The sequence below is a fragment of the Pedobacter sp. SG908 genome, from assembly GCF_011759615.1.
Classification (GTDB): domain Bacteria; phylum Bacteroidota; class Bacteroidia; order Sphingobacteriales; family Sphingobacteriaceae; genus Pedobacter; species Pedobacter riviphilus.
In genome coordinates this window covers 1,200,548-1,216,825 of record NZ_JAAOYY010000002.1, presented here as the reverse complement: position 1 = coordinate 1,216,825, position 16,278 = coordinate 1,200,548, and the positions used below count along the sequence as shown (strand labels likewise).

At 38.3% G+C, this 16,278-nt stretch carries 16 protein-coding genes; 7 read left to right on the top strand and 9 right to left on the bottom strand.

Annotated features, from left to right (window positions below; all coding sequences use genetic code 11):
• The first annotated feature begins 167 nt into the window (after window positions 1-167).
• Window positions 168-689 (top strand): hypothetical protein, encoded by a 522-nt coding sequence (locus tag FHT21_RS20225; protein ID WP_167296511.1) that lies wholly within the window; start codon window positions 168-170, stop codon window positions 687-689.
• A gap of 141 nt (window positions 690-830) precedes the next feature.
• The gene (locus FHT21_RS20220; RefSeq protein WP_025144195.1) at window positions 831-1,022 is read left to right on the top strand and encodes a hypothetical protein; all 192 of its coding nucleotides are present in this window, start codon (window positions 831-833) and stop codon (window positions 1,020-1,022) included.
• Between the two features lie 119 nt (window positions 1,023-1,141).
• Here FHT21_RS20220 and FHT21_RS20215 read toward each other — a convergent pair whose 3' ends face one another.
• The 6 genes from FHT21_RS20215 to cysS all read right to left on the bottom strand — a co-directional run bounded on the left by FHT21_RS20215 (window position 1,142) and on the right by cysS (window position 7,184).
• Window positions 1,142-2,029, bottom strand: coding sequence for a glycerophosphodiester phosphodiesterase family protein (locus tag FHT21_RS20215; protein WP_167296510.1), 888 nt, complete (start codon window positions 2,027-2,029; stop codon window positions 1,142-1,144).
• Window positions 2,030-2,265: 236 nt separating this feature from the next.
• Window positions 2,266-3,123, bottom strand: coding sequence for a nuclear transport factor 2 family protein (locus FHT21_RS20210; RefSeq protein ID WP_167296509.1), 858 nt, complete (start codon window positions 3,121-3,123; stop codon window positions 2,266-2,268).
• Window positions 3,124-3,212: 89 nt separating this feature from the next.
• The gene (locus tag FHT21_RS20205) at window positions 3,213-4,196 is read right to left on the bottom strand and encodes a M28 family peptidase (RefSeq protein WP_167296508.1); all 984 of its coding nucleotides are present in this window, start codon (window positions 4,194-4,196) and stop codon (window positions 3,213-3,215) included.
• A 143-nt stretch (window positions 4,197-4,339) separates the two neighbouring features.
• Complete coding sequence (locus FHT21_RS20200) at window positions 4,340-4,729, bottom strand: endonuclease domain-containing protein (protein WP_167296507.1); 390 nt, start codon at window positions 4,727-4,729, stop codon at window positions 4,340-4,342.
• A gap of 289 nt (window positions 4,730-5,018) precedes the next feature.
• On the bottom strand, window positions 5,019-5,699 hold the full coding sequence (locus FHT21_RS20195; protein WP_167296506.1) for an aspartate/glutamate racemase family protein: 681 nt from the start codon (window positions 5,697-5,699) through the stop codon (window positions 5,019-5,021).
• 24 nt (window positions 5,700-5,723) lie between these two features.
• Window positions 5,724-7,184, bottom strand: coding sequence for a cysteine--tRNA ligase (gene cysS / locus FHT21_RS20190; RefSeq protein ID WP_167296505.1), 1,461 nt, complete (start codon window positions 7,182-7,184; stop codon window positions 5,724-5,726).
• A 437-nt stretch (window positions 7,185-7,621) separates the two neighbouring features.
• Here cysS and FHT21_RS20185 point away from each other — a divergent pair, with 437 nt between their 5' ends.
• From FHT21_RS20185 to FHT21_RS20170, 4 genes are all read left to right on the top strand, one after another.
• Window positions 7,622-8,053 (top strand): GNAT family N-acetyltransferase, encoded by a 432-nt coding sequence (locus tag FHT21_RS20185; RefSeq protein WP_167296504.1) that lies wholly within the window; start codon window positions 7,622-7,624, stop codon window positions 8,051-8,053.
• Between the two features lie 196 nt (window positions 8,054-8,249).
• Window positions 8,250-9,143, top strand: coding sequence for a lipoyl synthase (gene lipA / locus FHT21_RS20180; protein WP_167296503.1), 894 nt, complete (start codon window positions 8,250-8,252; stop codon window positions 9,141-9,143).
• Between the two features lie 114 nt (window positions 9,144-9,257).
• Window positions 9,258-9,809, top strand: a complete 552-nt coding sequence (locus FHT21_RS20175) for a sigma-70 family RNA polymerase sigma factor (RefSeq protein ID WP_167296502.1) — start codon at window positions 9,258-9,260, stop codon at window positions 9,807-9,809.
• 2 nt (window positions 9,810-9,811) lie between these two features.
• Complete coding sequence (locus FHT21_RS20170) at window positions 9,812-10,669, top strand: anti-sigma factor (RefSeq protein WP_167296501.1); 858 nt, start codon at window positions 9,812-9,814, stop codon at window positions 10,667-10,669.
• 539 nt (window positions 10,670-11,208) lie between these two features.
• On the opposite strand, the gene FHT21_RS20165 is transcribed toward FHT21_RS20170, so the two are convergent.
• Window positions 11,209-11,910, bottom strand: a complete 702-nt coding sequence (locus FHT21_RS20165) for an AIM24 family protein (RefSeq protein WP_134204197.1) — start codon at window positions 11,908-11,910, stop codon at window positions 11,209-11,211.
• A gap of 132 nt (window positions 11,911-12,042) precedes the next feature.
• Window positions 12,043-13,539 (bottom strand): NAD(P)H-hydrate dehydratase, encoded by a 1,497-nt coding sequence (locus FHT21_RS20160; protein ID WP_243854059.1) that lies wholly within the window; start codon window positions 13,537-13,539, stop codon window positions 12,043-12,045.
• A 176-nt stretch (window positions 13,540-13,715) separates the two neighbouring features.
• Here FHT21_RS20160 and yiaA point away from each other — a divergent pair, with 176 nt between their 5' ends.
• Entirely contained in the window at window positions 13,716-14,123 is a 408-nt protein-coding gene (yiaA, locus tag FHT21_RS20155; protein ID WP_029278495.1) for an inner membrane protein YiaA, read from the top strand.
• A 39-nt stretch (window positions 14,124-14,162) separates the two neighbouring features.
• On the opposite strand, the gene FHT21_RS20150 is transcribed toward yiaA, so the two are convergent.
• Complete coding sequence (locus tag FHT21_RS20150; RefSeq protein ID WP_167296500.1) at window positions 14,163-16,235, bottom strand: M48 family metallopeptidase; 2,073 nt, start codon at window positions 16,233-16,235, stop codon at window positions 14,163-14,165.
• Window positions 16,236-16,278 lie beyond the last annotated feature (43 nt).

Below are 16,278 nucleotides of genomic sequence, written 5' to 3'. Positions count from 1 at the left end.
AAGCTTTAGCCCATCTTGTGGCATAAAGGGCTTGGATATTGACTTAAATTTCCTTCCCAACCCTTAACGCGGTTCTAAGTTTCAACAAACAAAACCCACATTTAAAAATCAATTTATTACGCCTTTGCTAAGCATTTAACCGCTTATCAAAATCAATTATATCCGTTATGGACATTTATACCACTGTAGAAGAAAAATATCTACAGGCCATTGAAGAACTGCACTGGGGAGAATTACCCAAAGCGCTTCAGTATTTTAACGAAATTATTGTTTTCGACCCTGATTATGCAAGAGCTTATTTTCAGTTGGGCAATATTTATCAGAACCATTTTAAAGATTATAAAACCGCAGGCTATTATTACAAACGCTGCATTGAGCTGGATGCCGATTTTCCAGAGGTCTATAAACCCTATCTGGAACTTGTTATTACGCTTAAAATGCACAAATTGGTGAAACAGGTTGCAGAAAAGGCTTTACTTGTACCTGGTGTTTGCGAAGCACACATTTACGAATGTTTGGGCTTACATGCCGAACAACAGCAAAATTTTGCAGAAGCGGCAAATTATTTCAAAAAAGCAGAACTGTTTAATGCCGTTCAGGATGAGCAGAGTACTTTACAGGAGCACCAAAACCGTATTAAAAGCAAAATGAATAGCACAAAAGCAATGATTTACGATTTACAAGGATAAAAGGCAATGCCTTTTATCCCTTTTTAACTGGCGTGTTAATCTTAAAATACAATTCACCGAATTGCCCTTGTTATTTTAATTTTGTTACTATCTTTACCGCGTAAATACAAAGCATAAATTTTTAAATCAAAAATATTCGATATGTCAGCTCACGATTCACACGCACCGGTTCAGCAAACAAAAGGCATTTGGGCTTTGCCATTAACGGCATGGATTATTGTTTTAATCCTGCTTGTGGCTTTCACAAGACCAATTTTTCACCATGGTGAAGAAACTTCTTCACACGAGAAAACTGAAGCACACCATACAGAAGCTCCTGAATCGCACCACTAGGCATTAGTAAAGATCAAATAAAAAAAGCGCTGAAATCGGCGCTTTTTTTATTTGTCTGATGTTCAATATCTATTGATTGGTGTCTCACCGATCTATAGATTAGGCGCTAATCGTCAAGTTTAATTACTCAACTGTCCCATAATATTAGGATAATCGGTAAGCACACCATCTACACCTAAATCCATAAAATATTTAAGTTCTTTAACCGTATTAACCGTCCATGGGATAATTTTAATACCCATTTCGTGGCATCGGTCTACCAAACCTTTACCTACCAATACCGAGTAAGGACTGTAAATGGTCGGTTTAAAACCTAATTTCTCGATATAATCTTCAAAGGGTTCTTTTTCATCAATTAATAATGAGGTTTGTACTTTTGGGTATTTCTCGTGCAGATACTGCAGCGTACGCATATCAAACGATTCGATAATAACTCTTTTCGCAAGTTTTTTCGAATTAACTACATCCATAATCAGGTCTACAAACTCAGCAGGTTCCGGATGAAATTCATTGTCGCCGTTTTTAATCGTTTTTGTTTCGATGCTGTAAACAGGTTTGGCGAGTTTGTGTTCTTTAACGTAAGCCTCAACTGCATCTATGGTTTCAGAGAGCAGCGGTTTGTAAGCTTTAAATTTCATCTGTCCGGGAAAGCGGTTGTGAACTTTGCTACCTACATCAAACTTTTTAATCTCCTCATAATCCATCTTGTAGATGTTATAATTCTTTTGGTCTTTTAAAGTAATCGGCTTACCGTTGGGCAGCAGAGAAATCTCGTTGTTAAAATAAGGTTCTTGGGAAAGCACAACCTGTTTATCCTTCGATATTACGGCATCCATTTCTAAAGTGGTAGCGCCTAAATCGATAGCTTTTAACATTCCCTCGATGGTATTTTCGGGCATAATACCACGTGCACCAGCTTTGCCCTGTACATCAAATTTCTTTTTTTGGGCAGAAACATGAAAACACAATAAAATTAGGGTTGAGAGCAGAAGTAATTTTTTATGCATGAATTTTAAACGTAAAATGAATAATTTTATTGATGGTAATGATTTTTGGACCACAAAAACCGTGCTTCTATTTAATATTTCTTGCCTCACGTTATATCTTTTCGCTACGCTTCAAGATACCACCCCATCCGATAATTATCGGATCAGCGCTAGACCAGACTGTAAAGCGAGCAAAATATAGAAATAAAAAAAGGGCTTCTTTTTATGGAAAGCCCTCTTTAATTCACATTTGTTATTTATCTTTCTGCTGGTACAAAGGCTTGTACAATTAAGTTCCAGCTTGCATCTGCTGCTTTTTCATAAACGAAAACATAGTTAAAACTTTCGCGTAAATCGGCCTTGTAATCGATAGTAGCGATACCATAAGTATAAGCCAAATCGCTACCGATTGCTTTATCTACACCTGTAGTTTTCAAATTGATTTTACTGATCATTCCATTATAGAATGCAATAATCTTTCCTTTTCCATCAATGGCTTCATTTCCAGGAAAAAGTAAACGTGCATCGTTAGTTAAAAAACCTCCAAATGCAGCAATTCCGTGTGTTTTTAATAAAGTATTTAATGTTTTCTCGGTGGTTAAGATAATTTCTTTCCCAGCCTTAATTTCCTTTTCATTTAAGAACTTTGGTGCAACATGATCTTTAGGCTCGATAAATTGTGGCGTAACTTTAGCCAAAGGTTTATTGCTTTCTGTTCCTAAATCAATAGCTAATTTCCATCTGCCGTTTTCCGGTTTCCAGATCGATAAGTATTGACCGTATTTTTTCTCTGAAGTACCAACTTCATATGGCCCTGTAGTAAAACCTAAATCGCCACTGCGCGATACTTTGGCCAGGTTTGGTGTCCACGTTACGTCGTTTTCTGCATTTGCTTTACCCGCGTAAAAAGTTTTGGCATTAACAGGATTTGGTCTGAACACTAAAGTGCTTGTGGTTGAATAGTCTATAAAAGCTTCTTTATCTCCATTTTTGGCAATTGACTTAGCAAAATCCTTCTCAGCATTTACTAAAGATTTGGTTGTTCCGTCACTTTTTTGGGCAAAAGCACTTAGGGCTAAAAGCGAAGCTATTGCAGTTGAAAATAATTGTTTCATTATTAATTAATATAATATTGTTTGGCGAATATAAAATTTTCTTTAATGTATGGCCTTAAAAGTAATTAACAATTACACATCAAGGCTACTTATTTTTCTCTATAAATGGTTTCTAAAACCGTTTGTCCGGTGGCCTTCAAAGTATTTTTATCAATATTGGCTAAGTTATCCAATTGGGTATGCCAATTGATATAAAACCCACTGTTGTCGTTGTAATGGATAATATCGATAGAAGGAACGCCTGCTTTGTTCATCCAAAAATGATCATCAACCAATTTTCCGCTTGGAATTTTTGTAAAATAAGATGCATAGCCAATTTCATTACCAATGTCCCAAACCTGATTTACTACATTTGGAGCAGCTTGACGAGAGATTTCATCCTGTGTAAACTGTGCGCTACCGCCACCAACCATATCGAGGTTGATACCATACAAAGCTTTATATCCTGATGCAATTGCTTTTTTAGCCCAGTACTGAGAGCCTAAACACCATGTGGTTTCATTTGGCGTTTCATCATTGGCCTTGCCATAATCTTCTAAATCCCACAATACAAAATCGACTCCAACATTTGGCTCTTTCTGCTGAATCTGACGTGCCATTTCCAAAATCACCGCCACCCCACTCGCGCCATCATTTGCCGCATCGAAAGGTTTTACATGATTTGCTGGATCGGTATCCTGATCAGAAAATGGGCGGGCATCCCAGTGTGCAGTAATTAAAACCCTTTTCTTTTTATCTGGATTAAAAGCCGCAACAATATTTTTCAGTTGAAAGCTCTTGCCATCATAGGTTTGCGTTTTTTCGCCCTCAATACTTACTTTGGCACCAAACGACTTTAATTTTGCCACCAAATAATCTGCACATTTTTGGTGTGCTGAGGTTCCCGGAATCCTCGGACCAAAATCTACCTGCGTTTTAGTATAGGTATAAGCACTATCGGCGTTAAAATCAGGAGAAAATAAAGCAATTACGTTCTTTTCTTCATTTTCGCCGGCACTTTGATTTGATCTATTCCGGCAGGCCTCAAATCCGATTAACGCTAATAAAGACAGTATTAAAAGTTTTTTATTCATTATTCAAACTAACGGAAAATTGTTCAAAGTAGTGTAATTATCTCTCATCCCCCCATCAAAAGGGGGACGAATTAAATGCTAGAGAATAGTCCATTCCCCCTTTGAAGGGGGCAGGGGGGATGACTCTGCAAAAATCTTTCATTTCAAAGGATCCGGGGATGATCTTGCTCCCATTCTACAATATATTGCTGAATTGTCCTATCTACATTCTCGATATCGTTCATTACCTCATCATCGCTAAACCTCAGAACATGAAAACCCAATACTTTTAAAATATCTTCGCGTGCTTTGTCTTTTTCAAATTGTCCCTCCCACTCATGACTAAGGCCATCAACCTCGATAACCAACTTTAAATCCTTTGAGAAAAAATCCGCAATATAATTCGCGATCGGTCGCTGTCTTAAGAAAGAATATCCCAGCATTTTTTTATTCCTCAACAATTCACACCACATTCTTATCTCTGCTTTTGTACTATCATTTCGATGGCCTCTAGCAAAAAGTTTTAATTTAGAATTATAGTAGTTGTTATCCATGATATCTTAAACCTTTTCTTAGCAGTAAAAAGTTGAAAAATGAATATAGCAAACAATTTGCTGTTTTATTCATCTTTAAAATTAAATGTGATCTTCTTCATCCCCCTGCCCCCTTAAAAAGGGGGACAAATTTCTTGGTGAGCCCAAATGTGTAGGATTTGTTTTCTACACTTAACCTATTCCGCGTCGCTCTTTAAGGGGGACGGATTTCTTGGTGAGCCTAAAAACCTATGAGACTTGTTTTCCTGCCCTTAACTCATCGCCCTTTGAACGCGAAATGAATGAATAGTTACGAAAGCATATAATCCACAATGGCATGGCAATGAATTTTGGTCGTATCGAAAACCGGGATTTCAAAATCATTCTGACTGATCAACATGGGAATTTCGGTACATCCTAGGATTATCCCTTCAGCCCCATCTGCTATCAGATCATTGATTATCCTGATATACTGTGCTCTGGTCTCTTCCAGTATTATTCCGCGGCCTAATTCTTCTTTGAGTGTAAACTGTATATAATCGCGGGTTTCTTTACTGGCTGGCACCAGAACATTTAACCCATAGTCTTCGAGCTTTTTAATATAAAAGTCCTTTTCCATAGTAAACACTGTACCCAAAAGTCCTATTTTTTTAATTCCTGCAGCATTTATGGCTTTAGCTGTTTCGGCACCAATATGAATAATTGGTAAAGCTATTTTTTCTTGTAGCTGATCGGCAAAAAGATGAGCCGTATTGGCACAAAGCACAATGGCTTCTACTCCACTGCGTTTTAAGCTTTCGCAGGCATTCAACAAAAGATCAAATGATCCCTCCCAGGTTTTATCCTGTACATCACCAAAATTAAGGGAGTAAACCAAACACTCAGCGAAATTTAACCCACCCAAACGCTCATTTACACCCTCATTTATGAAACGGTAATAATCTATTGTCGATACCCAGCTAATGCCACCGATTAAACCAATTTTTCTCATTATCGACAGTATTGAATTAGCTAACTATGACTTACTCCATGTTGTACCTTCTTTGCCATCTTTAAGCTGAATACCCAATTCCTGCAGGCCAATACGGATGCGATCAGAAGTGGCATAATCTTTATTCGCTTTTGCCTCGGTTCTTAGGTTAATTACCATTTCTAAAACGCCATTTAAGTCGTTACCTCCAGCATCTTCATCTTTCAGCCCTAATATATCAAATACGAAATCGTTAACCAGTTGCTTTAACTTTTCTAATGCTTCAGCAGAGATTTTTCCTTTGCCATCATAAACCGTATTGATAATCCTTACCGCTTCAAACAGTTCGGCAATTAAAATCGGACTGTTAAAATCATCATTCATGGCATTAATGCATTTTTCTTTCAATGCATCAATATCAAAATCATTCTGCTCAGAAACCGATAGTTTATCCAAAAGGCCAATTGCCGACATTAAACGGCGGAATCCTTTTTCTGAGGCATCCAATGCATCGTTAGAAAAGTCTAAAGTACTGCGATAATGCGCCTGTAACATAAAAAATTTCACTGTCATCGGGCTATAACCTTTTTTCAGTAAGGGGTGATCTCCCGTAAATAATTCTAAAGGAAGAAAACCATTACCGGCCGATTTAGACATCCGTGTACCATTTACGGTAAGCATATTGGTGTGCATCCAATAGCGGGCAGGCTGTTTATGGCTGCAAGCTTCAGATTGTGCTATTTCGTTGGTATGGTGTGTTGCCGCTAAGTCCATACCACCACCATGAATATCAAATTCGGCACCCAAATATTTCGCGCTCATGGCCGAGCATTCGATATGCCAGCCCGGAAAACCCATGCCCCATGGCGATTGCCATTGCATCAGGGTTTCTGGTTTTGCTTTTATCCAAAGGGCAAAATCTAACCTCCCGTGTTTCTCATCCTGTCCACCCAGTTCGCGGGTATTGTTCAGCATATCTTCCAGATTGCGGTTGGTTAAAATGGTATAATTGTATTCTTTGCTATATTTTTCTACATCAAAGTATACGTTGCCATCAACTTCGTAACCGTAACCATTGGCAATAATTATCTTGATCATTTCGATCTGCTCGATAATGTGACCTGTAGCGGTAGGTTCGATACTTGGCGGCAGCGTGTTGAACATGCGCATTACATCATGGAAACCCAGCGTATACTTCTGTACAATTTCCATCGGCTCAAGCTGCTCTAATTTTGCACGTTTTGCAAACTTATCGTCGCCCTCGTCCCTATCGCCTTCTAAGTGGCCTGCATCGGTAATATTACGGACATAACGCACTTTATAACCCGCATACTTAAGATACCTGAAAATTAAATCGAAAGATATAAACGTGCGACAATTACCCAAGTGCACATCACTATAAACAGTAGGACCGCAAACATACATCCCAACATTGGGTGCATTTAAGGGTTGGAAAAGTTCCTTTTTGCGCGAAAGCGTATTATAAAGCTGTAAGCCAGTATTCATATTGCAAATGTAATATTAAGTTAGAAAGTTAAAATGATTAAATGATGGAATGTTGTCCATTGCCTCGCTTATGATTTTTCTTTAACATTTATCCGTGCTGTCAGATGTTACCTGACTCAAGTAAAATTCCACTTTATTTTTTTATTAAGTGTCTGCTAGAAATATCTAATACCACACATGGCTAGTTGCAAGGTTTAAATTATTGTTTTATTATTAGAAAAAGTACGCAACTGCTCATCGGTAACAGCAGCCCCTCTTTCCGCTGTAGCTTCGCCGAAGAGGCTCAGGCTGCCGCTTCAATAGGGTTTAGGTTGGTTATTCCGGTACTTTTGACTTATAAACCCTGTGCAAAACTTACCCGTGCGGTCAGATGTTACCATCTAACCCTAAAACAAATTTAAATCCTTATTTTAGGTTTACCTATCAAACATCAATAAATGGTTCAGATCAGAGAAATTTCGGAAAAAGATGCCGAAAGCGTAGCCACACTTTCTACACAACTGGGTTACGAAAGCGATGTCAAGCAAACATCAGCCAGGATTAAACACATAAATAACAGTAACGAAAACTGCGCATTTGTTGCTTTAGTTGATGGTAAAGTAGTAGGCTGGATTCACGGTTTTTACACCTTAAGGTTAGAATCCGATCCATTTGTCGAAATTGGAGGTTTAATTGTGGATGAAAATTACCGAAACCTAAAAATCGGGAAGCAGTTGATTGAAAATGTAAACACTTGGGCGAAAAAACATCAAGTAAAAAAACTAAAAGTAAGGTGTAACATCAAACGCACCGAAAGTCATCGGTTTTACGAGCAGATAGGTTTTAAGGAGAATAAACGACAGCTTGCGTTCGAAATGAATGCGGTTTAATTTGTTCAATAGCATCAGATAGAAATATCTGTCTCCACAGGCAGGTCCATGCTAAACTTGTGAAATCTAGCTGTGCCCCTGCCCGGCCAGACTTCGCAAGTTAGCCAATACGCAGTTAACCAATTCATCTCAATTATTACAACCTTCAAACATTTCAGCATTGTAACATTTCAATCCTATTCATTAACTTTGTACCATGATTGATTTACCGGTAGTACCTGCTGTAACTGAAGTAAAACGTAAACCAGATTGGTTACGTGTAAAATTACCCGTTGGTAAAGAATATGCACAAGTTCGCAGTTTAGTAGACACGCACAAGCTCCATACCATATGCGAAAGCGGCAATTGCCCTAATATGGGCGAATGTTGGGGCGCAGGCACGGCAACATTCATGATTTTGGGTAACATCTGTACCCGTAGCTGTTCTTTCTGTGCCGTGGCCACGGGCCGGCCTTTGGCTGTTGATGTTGACGAACCCAACCGCATTGCCGATTCGGTAAGATTAATGGGCGTTAAACATTGTGTAATTACTTCGGTAGATCGCGATGATTTAAAAGATGGCGGTTCAATCATCTGGGCAGAAACCCTGCAGGCTATCCGCAGAGAAAGTCCAATTACCACTTTAGAAACCTTAATCCCCGATTTCAAAGGTCAGTGGGATAATTTATACCGCGTATTAGAAGAAAGGCCAGAAGTGGTTTCGCACAATATGGAAACCGTTAAGCGGTTAACCAAACAAGTAAGGATCCAGGCTAAATACGACAGAAGTTTAGAAGCTTTAAAAAGAATTTCAGAATTTGGTTTAAGAACAAAAACCGGAATTATGTTGGGCTTAGGCGAAACCGAAGATGATATTTTCGAAGCCATGGATGATTTAGTTGCCAATGGTGTACATATCTTAACTTTAGGACAATACTTACAACCAACACGTAACCACCACCCGGTTATAGACTGGATACACCCTGATACTTTTGCGATGTACAAAGAAGTTGGTTTGGCAAAAGGTTTAAAGTATGTTGAGAGCGGTCCACTGGTGCGTTCATCATACCATGCAGAAAAACACCTTTTCCCAATTGATGGGATAGCATAATTACAGTATTAACCCACCCTTGTTAAAATGTTTTATAATGCACTCCTATACGGAATGCATTTATAAAACATTTTTTTGCTTTTGCTGTTCTGTGTTGTATCTTAGTAACCAATAGTGACTGCATTAAAAAAATTAACCCTAACCGAGCCAGAACTTGTTCAAGCACTGCAATCAAAAGATCCTGCGGTTCTAAAAACACTGTACAGCATGTATTCGTCAGCGCTTTATGGCGTTATTTCGCGCATTATCACTCACACAGAGCTTGCTGAAGATGTACTACAAGAAACTTTTGTAAAAATCTGGCAGTCTGCTGCACACTATGATCATACTAAAGGACGTTTGTTTACGTGGATGATGAATATTGCACGCAATTTATCGATCGACAAACTACGTTCTAAAGACTTTAAGAATTCACTCAAAAACCAAGATATAGAAAATAACGTAAGTTTCGTTGATGAGCAAAACAAGATAACTTTTAACCCTGATATTCTTGGAGTTAAGCAACTTGTAGATAACCTTAAACCAGATTTACAAGCAGTTCTTGATTTAGTTTATTATAAGGGTTTTACCCATGTGGAAGCCGCAGAAAAGTTAGATTTGCCATTAGGTACGGTGAAAACCCGGATCCGGTTGGCTATTATTGAATTGAGAAGGAATTTTAATTGAGCGTGGAAAATTTAAAAGCATATATCGAATCCGGAGTACTTGAGCTGTACGTTTTAGGTGATTTATCACCTGAAGAAGCCTTGCAGGTGGAGGAAATGGCATCTCAACATCCTGAGGTAAGAGCTGAAATAGCTGCTATTGAGCAAGCTATGGAACAATATGCTATGCAAAATGCTGTAGAGCCATCTGCAGATGTAGAAACAAGATTATTCGAAAAGTTGGGGATAAGTGAAGTTGAAGAGAATGTGAATGTTCAACCCGAACCAATTTATGCAGAAGAACCAAGAATTATACGTTTAGATGGAAGTGATGCCAAAGTGAGAACTTTGCGTTACGCCTTAGTTGCTTGTATAGCTTTATTGGTAGTAAGTACTGCGGCATTGTTTATTACCTATAACAAGCTAAATGCTGCACACGACCAAATTGCGAGTTTGAACCTGGATAAACAAAAATTTGCTGGCATAGTAAGCAAGTTAGAGTTCGAAAACCAGGGTTTAGATAATATGGCTGCCATGGCTGATAGCAAAGAATGGGCAACCATCAGAATGGCTGGTCAGGCTTTTAGCCCTACTTCTAAAATGAAAGTTTATTGGAACAAGAAAGATAAAAGCGTACTGATTAATTATGTAGCTATGGACTTACCAAAAACCGATGCAGCACATCAATATCAGCTTTGGGCTTTGGTAAACGGCAAACCGGTAAGTTTAGGTGTATTTGGAAAAACGGATTCAACCAATAACGAGGCATTGGTAAAAATGCAGGCCATTCAAGAAGCACAGGCTTTTGCAGTAACATTAGAGCCAATGGGTGGAAGCGTTAACCCAACAATGGATAAACTAACCGTAATGGGTGGTGTTTAAGTAGAAATTATTTAGTCAAAATATTAAATCCCGACATTGAGAAATGCCGGGATTTTGTTTTTTTTGCAAGCAGTACGCCGTCATTCCCGCGCAGGCGGGAATCTTAAAGCCCATTGCATTACGATTCCCAATCAGGTTGGGAATGACGATTCGATGATTAAGATTTCGCCGCATATTTCACCTCTCTTTGAAAGACTGCCTCCCATTGCCTCTCCTAAATTAGACACAAAACCATTTAAGCTATGTTTGCGCCTTGCAGCCCTAAATAGGATGAATGGCCGCGCCGCCTAAACCTGACAGCAGCGAACACCGAACGTAGAGAGGTAAAGCGAATGGCAGGACTATCGTTGCCTAAATGCTTCTGCATCTGCTTTCCAAAAAAGTGTTTGTATAACTAACGCATAAATTCCCTTGGCTGGAGTGAACGAAATGTAGAAGTTCCGTCATTGCGAGAAGGCTTTTGAGCCGACGAAGCAATCTTATTACTATAGCTACAGCGTTAAGATTGCCTCCTGCCTCAGCAATGACAGATTACTATATTAAGATTTCGCTGCGTACTTCACCTCCTCGTAAGGCTGTACCAAAACCCATCCCTCGCCAAAAAACTCTAATTGGAACGATTCGCCGCTTCCTCTTCCGATAAAAGAGCCGAAAGTTAAATTGGTTTTGATGTTAGGCGTTAAATTTTCTGACCATGCTACCGTAGCATTCGGATCGGTGTATACAGGTTGGTTACCTGTTACTCTTAATAAAATTGGTTCGCCATGTGTGGTAATGGCAATATAGCCACTGCCCGATAATTTAACCTGAAATAAACCACCACTCATCATCCCTGCAATGCTTTTTAGCATTTTTATTTCGTTTTTAATATTCTCTTCTAAAGCTAAAACATCATTACCATTTACAAAAACCGCCTCGTTTTGGAGTTTGATGATCTTTACTTTTTTACCTTCATCGGCCAAATATAGTTTACCCGTGCCAGTGGCGTGCATCAGTGAGGTACCTTCACCAGATATGGCTTTCTTTAACAAACCGCCCAAACCTTTGCTCAATAGTCCTTCTCTTTTAAAATCGATATTCCCGATGTAAGCAACCATCGAGCCTGCTTTTGCCAATATTTTTTGATTTTTTAGATTTACCTCCAGCATGGCAGGTTTCTCTAGTTCAAAGAAATCGTTTTCATTTGGGTTTTCTGCCGATTCCTGAATTAACTCATTCAGCGTGTATTCTCTTTGTGCCATAATAATTTGTTTTCCGTTTTTAAGATATCTGTTATTTTAAATATTCCTGTAAACTAGAAATTATAAACTAGAACAATAGTAGATTAATAGCGTTTTTTTTCAACAATTGTGGCTAAGCAAATCGTAAATAAACTATTTAGACATGAGCGCTTTAATTTCTTTTGATATTCTGGCTGCAACCTGCGACGCAGTAACCACAAATTGTTCGTGCGCTAAATGATCGCCAGCTTTTCCATGAATGTAGCAAGCCAGAATAGCGGCATCTGTTGCCGAATACCGCTGTGCTACAAAGCCTGCAATAATACCGGTAAGAACATCGCCCATTCCGCCTTGTGCCATAGCCGGGTTGCCCGTAGGATTGATAAGTACCTTACCCGTAGGCAGGCAGACAAAAGTATACTGGTTTTTAAGCACGATAACGATCTTCTGTTTTTTTGCCTGTTCTGTAGCGGTTTGCACCCTGTCCCACCAATTATCATGCTCGCCAAATAACCGATCGAACTCTTTCATATGAGGGGTGATAATGCTATTTGTGGCAATTTTATCAATTAAATCGGGTCGTTCGCCCAAGATATTTAAAGCATCTGCATCGATTATCATTGCCTGGTTGGCCATAATCAAACTTTCCAGAAGTTTTTCGTTTTCAGCTTCGGTACCTAAGCCAGGGCCTATAGCAATTGCCTGATATTTCTTTGGGTTTTCTATTCTTGTGTATTCATCTCTTGGCAGCGCCATTACCTCTGGTAAAGTGGCATTTAAGGCAGTTAATCCACCCTGCGGAATACACACAGTGGTTAATCCTGCCCCTGCGTGTAAACAAGCCATTGAAGAAAGCAAAGCCGCGCCCATGGTATTGCTATTACCTGCAATAATCAATGCGTGGCCGTAAGTACCTTTATGGCTGAACAATTTTCGGGGCTGCAGAATCTTCTCAATATCATTTTCTTCTACTAAATAAAAATCAGCTTCTTGTTTTTGGATAAAGGCCTCATCCAGGTCAATATCAACCACCTCATATTTTTCTGTCGCCATGGTTGACTCAGGGAAGAAAAAATTAATTTTTGGACGTTGGAAAGAAATTGTTTTATAAGCTTTTATACCGTTATAATCTTTAGGCAATTTTCCTTCGGCAAAAAAACCTGTAGGTACATCAACTGCATATACTTTTTTTTGCTGTTTATTAATAAACTGAACCAGTTCTTCAAAGTCGCCTGTTAGCGCCTTGTTTAAACCCGAACCTAAAATGGCATCGATAATTAAATCTGCCTTTAGGCTTTTCAGATCGGAAGGTTGGTTGATTACTGTTTTTTTGCAGCGCGATTCCTCAATCCGTTGCAGGTTGATCGCAAAATCGTTGCTTTCCTTTTTACTAAAGTTAACAATATAAACTTTAATATTTTCATAACCGTTGGTCAATAACAAATGGGCAATCGCTAATCCATCGCCACCATTATTTCCCTTTCCGCAGATTATCGCCACACTTTTATTGGTATCGAACTCGTCTCTTAAAAAAGTTTGAACAAAGGCCCTCGCCGCTTTTTCTATCAGATCGATAGAAGCAATGGGTTTATTGACAATCGTAAACTGATCAGCACTGCGCATTTGGGCAGAAGTAAGCAAGGTTCGCATATAACTAAGATAAGATTATACAGGTATTATAATGCAAAGGATAGGATTTTGTTTGGCTTTTTATACCCGATAGGCTAATCTTCCAAAATAATTTAAAATACTATCTTTTAATTTTTATACCTTTTGCCAATCTTTAGCGTTGTTGTCTATTGAATTAAATTAAATCTCAAAACACAATGAATCAAAAACCATCGAATGCATTCGTGGCGGCCGCCTGGATTGCATTAGGTATCGGAATGATCGGCTTTATTGTAGGCCTGTGGCGTTCTGATATGCTTCTCAATGAAAAAGGATATTATTTTACGGTATTGATGTTTGGCCTTTTTGCCGTAATCTCTTTACAAAAAGCTGTTCGCGATAAATTAGAAGGAATCCCGGTTACTGAAATTTATTACGGTATCAGTTGGTTCTCTACGCTACTCACCATCACTTTACTGGTAATCGGTTTGTGGAATGCTACCTTGCTACCCAGCGAAAAAGGGTTTTATGCCTTTGCTTTTTTACTCTCGCTTTTCGGCGCCATTACGGTACAGAAAAATACGAGAGACAGCCAGATTGTGAATAAAAACCGCGATTCGGAATAGGCATTAAAGCCAGTAAGATTAATTACTGGCTTTTTTACGTTAACTAAATACCGGATTTATCAATTTTGCATTAAAGTTCAGAAGTTCTTTTTTAGTAAGGAAATGTCGTTCGGATATTACTCCTCCGAAAAAATTCATCGCAAAAAATAAATCCTTAAGCTCTTCATCAAAATAAAGGTCTGCCCCAAAATACTTGTAATCATGTTTTAAGTACTCCGCTAGGGCTATTTTTGCCTCTTCGTTTATTAAACTGGCATACGCATCATTGTTAACGATTGCAATCAAACAATCCTTAAATTTTTTCTCTTCTTTTTTAACCACCACCATCTTTCTTTTGATCATTTCTTTGGATGCTGATGTGTGCATAAATCTTGTTGCGTTGGCCAGATCTAAATAAGCATTCTCTTGAACAGTAAACTCTTCAGCTACCTGCTTATATTTGATCGAAAGCGATTTAAATATTGCTTCAGTTTGATTTTCTTTTGCCAAAAACCTGAAATATTCAAAAACCTTTGCATCGAGTAGGACCAATTGCTCATTTTTCTTACTTATTTCACCTTTCAAATAATCAATCATTGCCCTACAATCAGCCAGCGAATACTTTTTGCCGTCGTAATTAAATGTTTTGACATTGATGACCTGAGAATCTATGTTATCTATCGTGGTCAGATCGGCTTCCAATGCCTTCAACTCATAGATTACGCTTAAATTGGTATCATCAAAAAACTCTTCAATGCTCAATTCAGATGGAATAGTTGGCAGATCAAATGCATCTATATTAAATTGATGATAGGGATTTCTATAATCGAAATAACCATTAAAAATATCAGGATAAGAATTTTGATCATTTTCTTTGAAAAAATCTGCTTCAAAGTCACTCAACTGTTGTACCGATGGTTGCTCTCGGTAAACCGCATGCTGAAATATCTGTGCTGTAAATTTTTCAGCTATTTTTTCCTGATCAACAAGTAGCGAATTTGCCATCTCGTGGGATGGTTTTGCAACAGGAATTCCGAGATCATTTAATTTTTTAATACGCTCATCGGTTTCGGGATGTGAACTATATTGATTGGAAAAGGATATTTTTGATTTGTTAAAGCGATTATAATAGCCAATGCTCACCTGCGGAAATCCATTTTCGAAAGGCAGTTTATTCCTTTGAGCTAAAAAGTTCATTACTAAAATCTGTTGCGGAAAAATATTTGCCGAAATAACACAGTCATCGATTTTTCTTTCGTAATAATTACAGATAATATCCACCGAACGGTTTGCGAGCTGCATGCGCAATAACGAATCAATAAGCGGTTTAGAACCTACGGTTACTGCGGCAACTGCATCGGCATGAAATTCCATTTCGTGCGAAAGTTTACTATAACTCTCGCTTAAAACCTGATAAACACGCACTAGGATCTGCTGCATCAAACCGATTATCTTATCAGAAATTAACACAAAAATACCAATATAAGAACTTGCACTCGCTATGCCCCTCGTTACTTTATCATAACTTTCATTATCATAAAGCATATCGTAAATAATTTTGTTAAACTGGTATACATAAATGCCAACCTTCATGCTCCTTTGTGAAAAGTGGCCAAACTCATGGGCCAATATTGCACGTAGTTCATCAGCAGTAGTAGTATTGATTAGCCCAAATCCGATTATTAGGTTTTTGCGCACAGGAAAAAACATGCTCCAAAAGTTCGAATCGTAAAAAACGGCAGCATTAACCTCATTTGATAGATATACTTTTTTCGGGAAATCTGTTTGTACGCTTAAAACAATTTCATCAATCATTTTAAAGATTTCAGGCTGATCGGTCCTGGTAATTTCCAATAAATGAGACCTGTCCAGCTTATTGCCCTTAAACATAAACTTGACCAGAAAAAATAAGATCATAAAACCAAATCCTATCAAACCGATGCCCAAAATAAAAGTAATGGAAGAGCTGATGTATTCCATGAGCTTTATCCCCAAGTAACAGGAAGCTGCGGTTAGCACCAATGTAAATATTATTAATACTACATAGGTGGCAATGAATAAGGTAATAGCCTGTACAGACTTGGCAGCCATCTTCTTAAAATTTTCAGAAGGCCGGAGAGCGTTTTCGTGCATAAAGATATTGTTTGGTCATGCAAGATAACAAAACTGGTAAATG